Source organism: Dryocola mayonis (genome assembly GCF_051307045.1).
Lineage (GTDB): Bacteria > Pseudomonadota > Gammaproteobacteria > Enterobacterales > Enterobacteriaceae > Dryocola.
In genome coordinates this window covers 226,977-240,497 of the sequence record NZ_CP150452.1, presented here as the reverse complement: position 1 = coordinate 240,497, position 13,521 = coordinate 226,977, and the positions used below count along the sequence as shown (strand labels likewise).

The 13,521-nt window shown below is 55.2% G+C and carries 8 protein-coding genes and 2 pseudogenes; 4 read left to right on the top strand and 6 right to left on the bottom strand.

Features of this window, described 5'->3' with window-relative positions; genetic code table 11:
• Window positions 1–7 precede the first annotated feature (7 nt).
• From tssB to tssH, 6 genes and pseudogenes are all read right to left on the bottom strand, one after another.
• Window positions 8–535, bottom strand: coding sequence for a type VI secretion system contractile sheath small subunit (tssB, locus tag WLO32_RS01070; protein WP_435946896.1), 528 nt, complete (start codon window positions 533–535; stop codon window positions 8–10).
• A 95-nt stretch (window positions 536–630) separates the two neighbouring features.
• A complete protein-coding gene (locus WLO32_RS01065; protein ID WP_435946895.1) occupies window positions 631–1,209 on the bottom strand; it encodes a fimbrial protein in 579 nt (192 codons plus the stop codon).
• Window positions 1,209–3,827, bottom strand: coding sequence for a fimbria/pilus outer membrane usher protein (locus tag WLO32_RS01060; RefSeq protein ID WP_435946894.1), 2,619 nt, complete (start codon window positions 3,825–3,827; stop codon window positions 1,209–1,211). Before WLO32_RS01060 ends, WLO32_RS01065 begins: the two co-directional genes overlap by 1 nt.
• 94 nt (window positions 3,828–3,921) lie before the next feature.
• Window positions 3,922–4,692, bottom strand: coding sequence for a fimbrial biogenesis chaperone (locus WLO32_RS01055; RefSeq protein ID WP_435946893.1), 771 nt, complete (start codon window positions 4,690–4,692; stop codon window positions 3,922–3,924).
• Between the two features lie 104 nt (window positions 4,693–4,796).
• Window positions 4,797–5,337: pseudogene (locus WLO32_RS01050) on the bottom strand (fimbrial protein).
• A gap of 81 nt (window positions 5,338–5,418) precedes the next feature.
• Window positions 5,419–8,116 (bottom strand): annotated as a pseudogene (tssH, locus tag WLO32_RS01045) (type VI secretion system ATPase TssH).
• Between the two features lie 366 nt (window positions 8,117–8,482).
• Here tssH and tssF point away from each other — a divergent pair.
• The 4 genes from tssF to WLO32_RS01025 are packed head-to-tail and all read left to right on the top strand — an operon-like array spanning window position 8,483 to window position 13,519.
• Window positions 8,483–10,363 carry a type VI secretion system baseplate subunit TssF gene (gene tssF, locus WLO32_RS01040; protein WP_435946892.1) on the top strand — a complete coding sequence of 627 codons (1,881 nt, stop codon included), beginning with the start codon at window positions 8,483–8,485 and terminating at the stop codon, window positions 10,361–10,363.
• Window positions 10,360–11,388, top strand: a complete 1,029-nt coding sequence (gene tssG, locus WLO32_RS01035; RefSeq protein WP_435946891.1) for a type VI secretion system baseplate subunit TssG — start codon at window positions 10,360–10,362, stop codon at window positions 11,386–11,388. The genes tssF and tssG overlap by 4 nt, the downstream gene beginning before the upstream one ends.
• Before the next feature lie 52 nt (window positions 11,389–11,440).
• Window positions 11,441–12,526 (top strand): ImpA family type VI secretion system protein, encoded by a 1,086-nt coding sequence (locus WLO32_RS01030; protein ID WP_435946890.1) that lies wholly within the window; start codon window positions 11,441–11,443, stop codon window positions 12,524–12,526.
• A gap of 3 nt (window positions 12,527–12,529) precedes the next feature.
• A complete protein-coding gene (locus WLO32_RS01025; RefSeq protein ID WP_435946889.1) occupies window positions 12,530–13,519 on the top strand; it encodes a fimbrial protein in 990 nt (329 codons plus the stop codon).
• The last annotated feature ends 2 nt before the right edge of the window (window positions 13,520–13,521 follow it).

The following is a 13,521-nucleotide window of genomic DNA, read 5'->3' as shown; positions in this document are numbered from 1 at the left end:
CTCTGGATTACTTTTGGGGCGCGGCTTCAGCATCGGCCTGCTTAGGCTTAGGCGCGCAGGCCAGGGTATTGAGCAGCGATTTGTCTTTCAGCACTTCCATCACCAGGCTTTCCGCGCCGGCTTTGCCGTCCATATAGGTCTGCAGATTGGCAAGCTGGGTACGTGCTTCAAGCAGCTGCGATAAAGAGTCCACTTTGCGGGCGATCGCATCCGGAGAAAAATCGTCTATGCTTTCGAACGTCATATCGACCATCAGCTGGCCTTCGCCCGTCAGCGTATTTGGCACCGCAAAAGCCACGCGCGGCCGCATCGCCTTCATGCGTTCGTCAAAGTTATCGATATCGATACTCAGGAACTTCCTGTCCGCCAAAGGAGGAAGCGGCTCCAGCGGCTTGCCGGATAAATCCGCCAACACGCCCATCACAAACGGCAGTTCAATTTTCTTTTCACTACCGTAAATTTCCACGTCATACTCAATCTGTACGCGCGGCGCACGATTACGCGCAATAAATTTCTGCGAATTACTTTTGCTCATAGGAATAAATACTCTTTAATAAAGGCTTATGAATAAAATTGTCGCCAGTCCGATGTGTAGTTTTCAAATAATAAATAATATCGCCCTTCCCTCTGTCATTTATAAAGAAGCTCGACGCCTGCTACCGCGTGAATTTTACCTGCGGTGACAGCTGAATCTCCGTTTGCGTAATAGCTCGCGGTAAACCGGTGAGTTAATGGGTCCGCAACAGAAGAAATAAGGTAGTCCTGCCCCGATGCCGCATCATCCACAATGACCTGCGAATTATTTTCTTTACGCAGCCTGATCTGTACATTGCGCGCAAATTTGTCGCCCACGTCATTGATCAGGTTGCCCGTGGCGGCGTCCGCGCTGGAGACGCTGCTGTTAAAAAAAACTTTTACCGTACGGCTGGCCGGGCAATCTTTCAGGGTGATATCGAAGGCGGTGCTTCCCTCCTCGCTGCCGTTCTCCTTTAAAAGAGCGGTGGACCGTTGTGGTAATGAAATCGACTCATCGCTGCCTGCGTTGTTAACTACGACATTGCAGGTTTCGTCGGTGTAATTACCGGTAAAATCAACCTCTATTGCGCAATCGGTCACACAGGCGGAAGCCACGGATAATAGCTGGCCGCTGAATATTACCGTGAGCAGGCCTGCGCGGAGATATTTCATCCCCGGCATGATAACGTTCATTAATGACATGTAACCTCTACCTGAATAACGGAACCAAATGCACGCATAATTTTGTTGGAAATATCGGAATTTGCATAAATAGTGCAAATACGCGCGCCGGATGAACTCTTAACGTACAGATTATTTTTAGCCGCATTCCAGCCGCGAATAAAAGCCATCCCGGCCTGCCCAACGATACCGAGGCTGGTATTATTCTCGCTGACGATATCCGTACCAATCGGCAAATAGTTGCCCTGCCCGTCGCGTACGGCCAGCACGATCGGATCCCCGACCATCGTCTTCACGTTGACCTTTACGGCGGCCCCCATGCGTGGAATGACGGTGCTTTCATTTTCCAGCACGTCTACCGTGGCCGGAAGCCCAAGGGTATTGACCGCGACGGTATTCTCACGGTACGGCGTCAGGGACGGCACTATGGCATAGCCGTTGGCGTCAATTTTGGCGCCGTATCCGTTGAGCATGGTGGCGCCTTCCGCGCCCGGGGCATTGACTATCGCAAACGGGTAGTCGCCCAGGCGCGGTCCCAGGGTTACGCCGCCGCCGTGCGCCACCACGCTGCCGTTCGCAGAGAATGACAGCTGGCTGGATTTATTGCTCAGCGACGCGGTAGATCCGAACTGGCCTAAGGACGAGTTGTAATTCACGTTGCCGTTAACCGCGGCAAGGGTGGAATCGTTCTTCGCCTTATTAACGCTGCTGCCCACGCCGTAGCTCAGCTCGTTCTGCTCGCCCTGGCTGCCGATAACGTTGGTCTGCGCCGTGCTGCTGCCGTCAGAGTCATGCGTAACGGAAGCGTAGAGCGTACTGAACAACGGCTTTTCAATAATGGTGCTTTGTCCCAGAGGGACGCTCACGGCCAGCATCATGCTGTTCACATCCCTGCCATCGCTGTTAAAGGCGCGGGAAGCGGAAGCCGACCAGGAAAAATAACGCTCGGATTTGTTATACGTCAGCATAAACTGCCGCGAAGAAGAGCGGTCATCCCAGTAGTTATAAAAGTTGCCGGCAAAATTCAGCCTTGCGCCATTCCACAGCGACTGGCCAACGCTAATCATAAAACGCTGCCTGGTGCGATAATCCACGCGATAGGCGTCATCGCTTGAGCCGTAGCGATCGAGGGTCGCGTCCCTCAGGCTATAAAACCCTTTTGACGAGTAGCGGTACGCCGCAAGCGTCAGATCCGTCGCCGTTGCGTCGAGATATTTGCTATAGCCGATGTTAAAACTGTTGCCGGAGGAGGTTTTGCCGTCCTGCAGCTCGCTGCGCGCGTGGGTGACGTCCATGGAAACCCCGCCTATCCTTGTGTTAAACGCATGGCCCAGGCCCAGCGCCGCATAGCTGTCCGAAAACTGGCCGCCGCCGTACAGCGTATACAGGTTGCCAAGACCATACTGATAGAACCCCTGAGCCATGCCCGGCTCCTCGGCCAGGGAGTTATCCTTAAGCTTGCCCACCGTAACGCCGAAGCGCGAAACCCCGTCACGCAGCAGCATAGGAGGCGCCGAGAAGGGAATAACCTGGCTTCTTTCACGGCCGTCTGCCTCAGTGATGGTGAGCTGTAAATCGCCGCCATAGCCCATCGCGCCGATATCGCTAAGCTCGAAGGGACCGGGAGGAACGGTAGTTTCATAGACGATCCGCCCCTGCTGGGTTACCTGCACTCTGGCGTTCGTCTCCGCGATGCCCCGAATGAGAGGCGCATAGTTACGCAATCCGTCCGGCAGCATGCGGTCGTCGGACTGCAGCTGGATACCCCGCACGGTCAGGCTATCAAAGAGGTCGCCGCTGGTTGTGCTGTCGCCCAACGTCAGCTGGCTTCTCAGTACGGAAACGTCCCGCTGCAGCCGGGTGAAAAGGTTCTGCGTATGGGCAGGCGAACCGCTGGTCCAGTGGGTGTTAATGCGCTTACGCAGCCGCCAGTCATAAAAGTTAAATCCGGCCAGCAGCCCGAGGTTCCCGCTCAGCGAATGCGCATCTGCGCTGCTAAAGCGGCCGGCATTCTCCTGGGCGTAAAAGTTACCGTTGTAATCCAGCAGCCCCGCGCTCACCCCTGAGTCCCATGAAGCCGGATCGGTATAGCCCCGCGGGTAGCGCACCAGATAAGCCTGCGGCACCGTCAAATCGAGATTAAAATCACCGGCCTGATAGCTGGCTTCGGCGCCGGTTATCCACCGTTCAATAAATGTACACTGCTCAGTTCCGGCATCAGCAGGCTGCGGAGCTTTCGCAATTTTAATACCGTAGCGGATCAGCTCTTCGCGTTTAAAGCAGGGCTGCGCGCTCACGCTCCCCGCGACGGGCGTAAACAGCACTTCATGCCGCCCGCGGTTTTCGCCGTTCACAAAAACCTGCACGACAAATGACCCTGCCGGGGTCGGGTTGCCCTGAAAATATTGCGATACGTCAATGCTCAGGCCGTGAATAAATTCGCTGTTAAACCTGACGGTTTCCGGGCGTGAGGCCTGCTCAGCTTCAGGCACCAGCAGCCTGCCGCTCTCCTGGGCAAGCACAGAAAAGCTCGCGCCTAAAGAAGCAACAAGAATATGGCGGATCGCAAAGGCTAATTGAGATTCGCGCTGAACGTTTCGAGCATATTTTTTAGTTTGTTTTATTTTCACGTCCCTGTCTCCCTGGCTAAAGCTTGCGCATGTCCATTTTCTGATAACTATTCTTAGCGCATCGCATTCATTACATTTCACCGTCTGCCGATAATTATTTATTCTGTTTATTAAGAATTAATCCCTGACCCTGTGAATAAACCAGCTGGTGTTCAATCACGCTGCCGTAGTCGTTAATAAGGCGCACGTCTGCCCGATTAACAACGCCGACGGCGGCTTTAGCGGCTAACGTAAACGTTTTGCTCGCAAACGGCGGGACCATATCGACCTGCAGCTGATGCTTAACCGTGCCGGACGTTAGCGAGGCTGAATCAAATGAAAAATAATAGGGCGTCGGGTTCGTTACCTTGATGCCTTTACCAGAATCGATAACTTCCCAGCGCAGACGCTCGACTTCCTGAGCGCTGGTGCTTTTAAGCTGCGACGGGCGATAAAAGATTTTAATTCGCGTTCTGAAAGCCAGTTCCAGACGATCCGTTTCTTTCGTCGTTTCCTTAACCGGGGGAATTTCCAGCAGGTTGAACCAGAATACGGATTCCCTGTCCTGCGGCAAAGTCATGCCGTTATAAATAAGCCTTATGCTCTGGCCCTTACCCGGCTCCACGCGATAGACCGGCGGGGTAACGGTAAAAGGCACCTTCAGCTTATTGATATCTTCATTTTTACTGCCGTCATCGGTCCAGACCTGTACCAGTAAGGGTACGCTGCCTTTATTCGTCGTTCTTATCGTTTGTTCGCGCTCGTCGCCTGGAAAAATAATACGCGTGCCGGCAATAGTCATACCGGCAAAAGCCATCTGTAGCGATACAGCCAGAAAAATAAGGGCGCCCGTCAATTTAAAAATTATTGCACGATAAAATTTCATAGCAAAAACCTACGCGTAATACGTTCAGCCTGACCAAAGACAGACAGTGAGTTTTAATAAGGGGGCGATAACCCCCTTTACCCAGCCTGAAACAGGCAGGTCTATTATGGATAAGCCAGGGTATATTGCGCCTGGGCGTATACCATGCCGGGGGTGGTTTGCCCCGTTGCGTAATACCCACCGTAGTAACGCATCGTCGCTTTACCGTCTTTCACCGCGGCCGGCGCGCCGGTTTCGCCCAGCTTCAGCGGCTGCTCGTCAGAGTTATACAAACGTACTTCAACCTCCGTGGCTTTCTGCTCCGCACCCTGATATTTGTTAGTCAGGTTACCCGTTGCGCTGTTCACACCGCTGCTGCCGATGGCTTCGAAATGCGCGGCAACCTGGCTAATGCCCGCAGGGCAGTTTTCGACGTTCAGATCAAAGCCTTTGGAACCCGCCTTATCTCCGCTGGGCCTTCAGAGTCTGAACGGATACTTTAGGCAACTCTACTTTCCGATCGACCGAATCGCTGGCAATGGAACAGGTTTCAGCGTACAGCCTACCGTTAAAGGTTACCGTTCCCTGAGTTTCATTGGCAGCCAGCGCGGAAGCCGATGCGGTAGTCAGCATCAAAGCACAAAGCGTCATTTTGAATTTCTGCATAATTAAATTCCCTATATTTTGTTACTCAAATTAAATATAACGACAGCGTTATTTTGTATTTTGCTTACATTCCCTTCTTCATTATTGCGTCGGCAACTCCTCCGTTTTTATAATGATCTCATTTCCTTTTTCCTGACTTTTTATTACACGCATTGTTACTATCGTATTGCCCGCCTCGGGTGAACGGGCCCTGTCTAAAATCGCCGTACCGATTTTCGGGAGAATATTTTTCTCAATAAAACGGATGAGCATGCGGGCTCCCGTTTCCGCCACCGGGCAGTTTTCCACCACGTGCTGCACCACCTCATCACTGAAAGTGAGCAGAATGTTGTGGTGCGCCTTTGCCCGCTCAGCGATACGCTGCAGATGAATATTGACAATATGCTGGAGCGACTCTCTTTCTAAGGGCAAATAAGGGATTACGGTAACCCTGCCCAAAAATGCGGCCGGGAAGACGCGCAAAAGAGCTGGTTGTAAAAGCGCCTGTAGCGCTTCGGCGTCCGGCGCTGTCTGCGGGTCGGCGCAGGCGCTGCTGACTATGTCACTGCCGGCGTTGCTGGTTAATAAAATAATGGTGTTGCGAAAATCAATGTGGCGCCCTTCGCCGTCTTCCATGGAGCCTTTGTCGAAGACCTGGAAGAACAGCTCATGCACGTCAGGGTGCGCCTTTTCCACTTCATCCAGCAGGATGACGCTGTAAGGCTTGCGGCGAACCGCCTCGGTTAATACCCCACCTTCGCCGTAGCCGACATAGCCGGGCGGAGAGCCCTTTAGCGATGAAATCGTATGGGCTTCCTGGTATTCGCTCATATTAATGGTGATGAGATTATGCTCGCCGCCATAAAGCTGGCTGGCAATGGCCAGCGCCGTTTCGGTTTTTCCCACCCCAGATGGGCCCACTAACATAAAGACGCCGAACGGCTTTTGCGGATCCGCAAGCCCTGCCCGCGCGGTCTGAATGCTTTGGCTCAGGCAGCGCAGCGCGTACCCCTGGCCAATAACGCGTTCGGAGAGACGCTGCGGCAGCTCCATAACGGCGCTGATATCATCTTTCACCACCTGGCCTACCGGAATGCCGGTCCAGCTTGCGACGATTGAGGCAACCACGCCGGCATTCACTTCGGCCTGAACCAGCGGCTGTTCGTGACGAATTTCGCTTAGCGTCGTTTCCAGCTCGTTCAGCCTGGCCTGTAAAAAGGCGATTTTTTCCGTCTCCGGCATTTGGGGATCTTCAGCCGTGGCGGCAAGCAGCTGCTGGCGCGTATCAACGATACTGGCTACCAGCCCGCACTCCTGCGTCCAGCGGCGGTCAAGCTGCGCCGCCTCCTGCGTGTGTTCGGCGATCGAGGCTTCGATAGCGCTCAGGCTGCCGGCGCTTTCTTTACCGAAACCGATCGCCTTTTCCAGCAGCGACAGCTCGGTCTGCGCCGACCGGCTGCGGAATTTCAGCATCTGTAGCTCGGCGGGCGGCGCATGCTGAGCGACGGCAACCCTGGCGCAGGCGGTATCCAGCAGGCTGATGGCTTTATCCGGCAGCTGGCGCGCAGGGATGTAGCGGTGGGATAAACGCACCGCGGCGCGTAAAGCTTCATCCATGATCCAGACGCCGTGATGCTTTTCGAGCACCGGCAGCAGGCCGCGCAGCATGGCGATAGCCAGTTCTTCTGAAGGTTCCTCCACCTGTAAAACCTGAAAGCGCCTTGTTAACGCCGGATCTTTTTCAATATGGCGTTTAAATTCGCTCCACGTCGTCGCCCCGATGGTACGCAGCTGACCGCGCGCCAGCATTGGCTTCATCAGGTTTGCGGCGTCGCCGGTTCCGGCGTTACCGCCCGCCCCCACCAGCGTGTGAACCTCATCGATAAACAGCACCACCGGCTCGGCGGAGTTGACCGCTTCTTCCAGCACCGCCTTCAGGCGCGCCTCAAACTCGCCCTTCATGCTGGCGCCAGCCGAGAGCGCCACGACATCAAGCGAGAGCAAACGCACTTTTGCAAGCGAAGGAGGAACTTCGCCCGCCGCAATGGCCCAGCGCCAGCCCCTCAACCACCGCCGTCTTACCGACGCCGGCTTCCCCGGTGAGTAAAGGGTTGTTCTGGCGGCGACGCAGCAGGATATCCACCATGGTGTTTATCTCTTTATCGCGCCCCAGCACCGGATCGATTTTCCCTTCGCGCGCCAGCGCCGTGAGATCCGTAGAATATTGCGCAAGCCCGCCGCTGTGAGCGCTGCCAAGCGCATTGCTGGCCTCGCCCGGGATGCCGGCTTCGCCATGAAGGGAGGCGTCGCAGGCTAATTCATCTTCCTCCGCCGATTCGCGAACGATATAGCCAAGATCTTTACTCAAATGCTCTAACGGAATCTTTTCGAACGCTGGAGAAATAGCGAGCAGCGTGCGGCGCAGCTCCATCGTGGTCAGCAGCGCGATCAATAAATGGCCGCTGCGAATACAGGTGTTGTGGCATTCCAGGCTGGAAAAAACCCACGCGCGTTCAATCGCCAGCTCGACATGGTACGAGAAGTCGGAAATAGAACTTGCATTGGCAGGCAGGCGGGTTAATGCCTGGAAAAAATCCTGTTCAAGCCGTTGAGCATCAACTTCAAAATGGCGAATAATATGATTTAAGTCGCTATCCTGCTGCTGATAAATCTGATTTAACCAGTGCACCAGTTCAACGTAGGGATTCCCCCGCAATTTACACAGCGTGGTGGCGCTTTCGATGCTTTTGAACAAGATAACGTTTAGCTTGCCAAATAGGTTTTTTCTCGTTATGGCCACGATAAAACTCGCCCTGTCTTAATTGATCCATTATTCACCCACTGTCCCGTAGTGGAGCACTCTATTAGCCTTGACGAGGAAATCCGTCTGCCGCAACGCTAATTCCGGGTCATAGTAATTAATAAAAAGCGAAATAAAAACTCTCAATCCGACGCTTTCCGTTTTTTAAGAAAAATGCCCGCAAGAGATTCCTAAATTCACAAATACTGTAAATACCAGCATCGTAAATTTTATTTTTAATTTTAGAATTGGTCGCACGGCGTTAAGGAAAACAGCGCTGCGAAAGAACCGCAGAAGAGTCTGATTCTGATATTTACCTGTTGACCCTTCTCAGGTTGTCAGCGCGATATAACTACAGGGTGCCAAATGGAACATGATTTTTTAGATTATTATAATCGGGAGCTGACTTTCGTAAGGGAAATGGCGCGAGAGTTTGCCGAACGACACCCCAAAATCGCCGGGCGTTTGGGCATGCACGGCATAGAAGTCGCCGATCCCTACGTTGAGCGTCTTATTGAGGCTTTCTGCTTTTTATCCGCCAGGACGCAAATAAAACTTGATGCCGAATTCCCAAAGTTTACCCAGCGGCTACTGGATATCGTCTATCCAAACTATAACTCGCCAACGCCTTCGATGGGCGTCGTGCAGCTGCGGCCAAACCTGAGCGAGGGCGATTTAACCCACGGCTATACGATCCCTAAAAAAAGCGCCTTTTACAGCAAAATCCTCCCCGGCGAAATGACCCGCTGCGAGTTCCGTAATAACCAGGACGTTACGCTGTGGCCGCTGGAAATAGTGGAAGCCAGGCTAACCTCCGTGCCGCCGGATATTCCTAATCTTGAAAACTATCGTCTGCACCATTCCCGGCTGAAAGGGGCCGTGCGTATTAAGCTGCGGCTGCAGGGCGACCTGACCTTCTCCTCGCTGAAGGGGCTGGATGAGCTGCCGGTTTATATTCAGGGCGACGAGCGCGTCGTCTCTCATACTTTTGAATTACTTCACGGTAGCCATATTGCCACCATCATCCGCAGTACGGATGGAGAAAAATCCCGGCATCATGTTATCAGCCAGCAGCCGCTTAAGTTTGAAGGCCTGGCGCCGGAGCAAAGCCTGCTGCCGCTGCAATGGAATATGTTTCACGGGCACACATTAATTCAGGAATATATCTGCTGTCGCGAGCGGTTTTACTTTTTCACGCTGACCCAGCTTGCCGCCGCGCTGGAAAACAATCATACCGGGGAAGTAGAAATCATTATTCTGCTGGACAAGCTGCCGCAGGATCTTATCCCGCATCTGGATGCTTCGCGGTTTTTGCTGTTCTGCACGCCGGTTATTAATCTCTTTCCCAAACGGGTCGATCGAATCGAGGTTAACCGGGCGCTGAATAATTTCCATATCGTTCCTGACCGCAGCCGGCCGCTGGATTACGAGGTCTTCTCCGTCAATAAGGTGCTGGGGTTGCAGGCGGAAACGAGCGAAGAGCTGACGTTTAACCCGCTCTATCAAACCCGCCACAGCGATACCGGTAATTTTGGCCGCTATTTTTCCGTAAGAAGAGAAGTGCGGGCGAAAGCCGCGACCGAGCGTAAATACGACACCAGAACGCCGTACAGCGAAACCGAAGTATTTATCTCGCTTGTCGATCAGCAGGAGGCGCCCTACGGCGAGAATATCCGCTACCTTTTGGTGGACGCGATGGTCACCAACCGCGATTTACCGCGCCTGCTGGCCAGCACCAACAGCTTCGATCTCAGCATGTCGGATTCGGTGCCGGTCCACGGCGCCCGCTTTGTAAGCTCGCCCAGCGCACCGCGCCCGCCGTTTGCGGTGGGGGAATCCTCATGGCGGCTGATTCGCCAGTTAAGCTTCAACTACCTTCCCCTGTCGGAGATGGAGCATGCGCAGGGCGGGGAATCCCTGCGCAATATGCTGCGGCTGTTCACTACCGCGGCCGATCTGGAATCTGTAGCGCAGATTGACAGCCTGGTGGGTTGTAAAACCGAGCCCGTTGTTCGCCGCCTTGCGGAAGACGGGCTGCTGATATACGGGCGCGGCGTTTGCTGTAGCCTGACCGTGGATGAAGAGGGTTTTTCAGGCATTAGCCCGTATCTTTTCGGCCTGATCATGGAAAATTACCTGGCGCGCCACGCCGCCATCAATATTTTCACCGAAACGGAGCTGCACTCAATGCAGCGCGGGCTGATAGCGCGCTGGAAAGTCCGTCCGGGCAGGCGGGGAGTGCTATGAACCACGCCGATATCTCCCAAAACTCGGCGCTGCCGGCCGGCCTTGAGCGCTGGTACGATCCCCATGCTCCCTGGGAGGCGGGCTTTATCAGCCTGATGCGGGCCATCGCCGCCCGCACGCCTTCTCTTCCCGCTCCCGGCAAAGCCACGCTGCCCGCGCAGGAGCGCTTCAGATTAGGCCAGGTTTCCAGCATGGCGTTCTCGCCGCGCGAGATAGCAAGCATCGGTCAGCAGGACGATAAGCTTAAACTCCAGCTGTTCGGCTTAGGCATCTGGGGCGCGCAGGGAGCGATGCCGCTCCACCTTTCCGAGCTGGCGCATTCGCGCTACGAGCAGCACGATCGCACTCTTATCGACTTCGTGGACATTTTCCATCACCGGGCGCTCAGCCTGTTTTATCGCGCCTGGTTTTTGTCGCAGGACACGGCCTCCCTGGATCGCAAAGACGACGAGCGCTTTTCATTTTACGTCGGCAGCCTGGTCGGGCTGGACCCGGCGGAGTTAGATCCCGCGCCGCTGCCGGTACACGCTCGCCTCGCTACTTCCGCCCATCTCGTTCGCGAAGCCCGTAATCCAGACGGTTTGCTGGGGGCCATGCAGTACTACTTCAACGTGCCGGTGCGCATGGAGGAGTTTGAGCTGCAATGGATCTTCCTGGATGAAAAAGATCAAACCGCCCTCGGCGACGATCGCTACGCCAGCCTGCTGGGCGATGGCGCCATTCTCGGCAATACCGTGCTGGACCGGCAGCATAAATTCAAGCTGCTGACAGGCCCGCTGACGCTTGCGCAGTACATGCTATTTAGCCCGTGGGGCAACGATATGACGGTTCTGCGCGAGCTGGTCCGCAGCTTTATCGGCTTTGAGTACGCCTGGGATATACAGCTGGTGCTGGCCGCCGATCAGGTGCCTTTGGCCTGCCTGGACGGCAGCCACCAGCTCGGCTACGCCAGCTGGCTTGAGCGGGAAAAATGCGACACGCCGGTGTTCGGTATGAGCTTTGAACCCGAAATGTACCACCGTTAGCGGCGCTCCTCCGGGCCGCTAAGCCGCCATCCATGGATGAAAAGTAAACCTTATGACCCAAACGACACGCAGTCTGACCTGTTCAGAGTATTACCAGCACGTTATGCAGCCGATTGCCGGCGATGCGCCGTGCGGCGAAAACCTCGATTATGATTTCGCCTTCATTATGCTGCAGTCCCGGCTCCAGCCGAGGCTTGACGTCGAATACGGCAGCTTTTTTGAAGCGGCGGAGCCCGTTAACTGGGCTGAGACAGAGCGCGAATGCCTGACGCTGCTGCAAAAAAGCAAGGATATCAGGGTGATCGTTATCCTGATGCGCTGCCGGCTGCGTAAAGTCGGCCTCCTCGCGTTAGCGGAAGGCATAGAAGCTCTGCACGCTTTATTACACGCCTGGCCGAACGATCTGCATCCCCAGCTCCTTGATGAAGGGGAGTTTACCCCCATGCTGCGCGCCAACGCGTTTGCCGAACTGGAAGACGCCAACGGCCTGCTGGCCGACCTGCGTAACCAGCCCCTTCCCAAAGCATCGGGATTGCAGATAACCCTGAAGGAGTTTGAAAAGGCGCACGTTGTTCCCCGTGAGGAAGAGGCGCTTTCGGATACGGCCGTTGCGGCCCTGCTGCATGAATGGCATCTCAACGCCCGTGACGATATCGCCCCGCTGACCCAGGCGCACCATTTTCTGCGGGAAATAAAGCAAATGCTCGACCAGGCGCTGGGCCACGAAGCGCCCGAGCTTAACGTACTGGATGGCCTGCTGGCCCTTTTCTCCAGCGAGTTCGGCAGCCTGCCGCCTGCCGCTAACGCGCCGCTGCCCGATGCGCCCGCCGTTCAGGTCGCGCAAGAAATCGTCCTGCCTGCCGCCGATGACGCGCCCGCGGCGGTTGCATCAGCCAGCGTCGTAACGGCGCCCGCGTCGGTTGGCAAGCAGCCGGAAGCGCAGCGCGGCATTGGTAGCCGCGCCGATGCGCTGCAGCGTTTGCAGGAGGTGCGCAGCTGGTTCGCCATGACGGAGCCCAGCAGCCCGCTGGTGCCCGTGCTGCGCTATGCCGAAGAGAGCATCGGCAAAAATTTTGCTGAGCTTTTAAAAATGTATCCCCCTGAAATCATCGCCATGCTGCATCAAGAGAAGGAATAAATTATGTTAAGGATCTTCGTCGTTATGGTGTCCGCATTTCTTTTTTCGCCCGCCTCTGAGGCCGTCTGTCGGCTTGCACGCGGCGCGCCAACCGCCGTGGCTATTCCCATGCAGGTCATTCGCATTGCCGCCGATGCGCCGGCCGATACCTCAAACCCCATTGCGCAGTACGACAGCCCGACCGCGGGCCAGAACATTGGCTATGATGACTGCCTTGCCGGGACGGAATACGGTAAGCGCCCGCTAAACCTGAACGGCCAGAACAGCACAACCAGAATCTACCAGACCAATATTCCCGGTATCGGCATCAAGCTGCTGTGGAGCAACGGCTCGGCCTTCGGTAATTTTCCTTCCACCAGCTCTTTAACTTTCAGCGGCGGGGCGCAGAGCGGGACGTTTGACTTTGACGCGGGCTCTTTCTACCGCATCCAGTTTTTTAAAACTGAAGACACTTTGCGGCTGAGCAATCCGCAGGGCGATACCGTCCTGCCGGCTTCGGAGATTGCCTATAACTATCTGAGGACCGCGGATCCGGCCTCCTACGTAATGAAGCTGTCGATTGGCGAAATAAAGATTATCAGCACCCCCGCCTGCACCGCCGACGGCGCAAAAACCGTCGATTTTAATGACGTAACCCCTTCCCTGCTGAACGCCGGCGTTGTCCGCAATCTGGATTTTGCCCTCGTTTGTAAAAGCGACTACGGCTCTTATTCCGCCAAAGCGTCAATAGTCACGGACACCCCGTCAGGGGACGCCTCTTATATCCGCGTTGAGGATGCCGCGGGCAATAAAGACAGGCTGGCGATACAAATCACCGACGGTGCCGGCAGAGCCATGAAGGTAGACGGCAGCACCTCGGAGCAAAAAAGCAGTATCGCCAGCCGGGGACCCGCTGAATTTGCCTGGAACGCAAAGCTCGTTCCAGGCAGCCGGCCTTCTCCTGCCGGCGGGAAATTCCACGCCCGGGCGGAAATCATTTTTGATATTCAGTAACG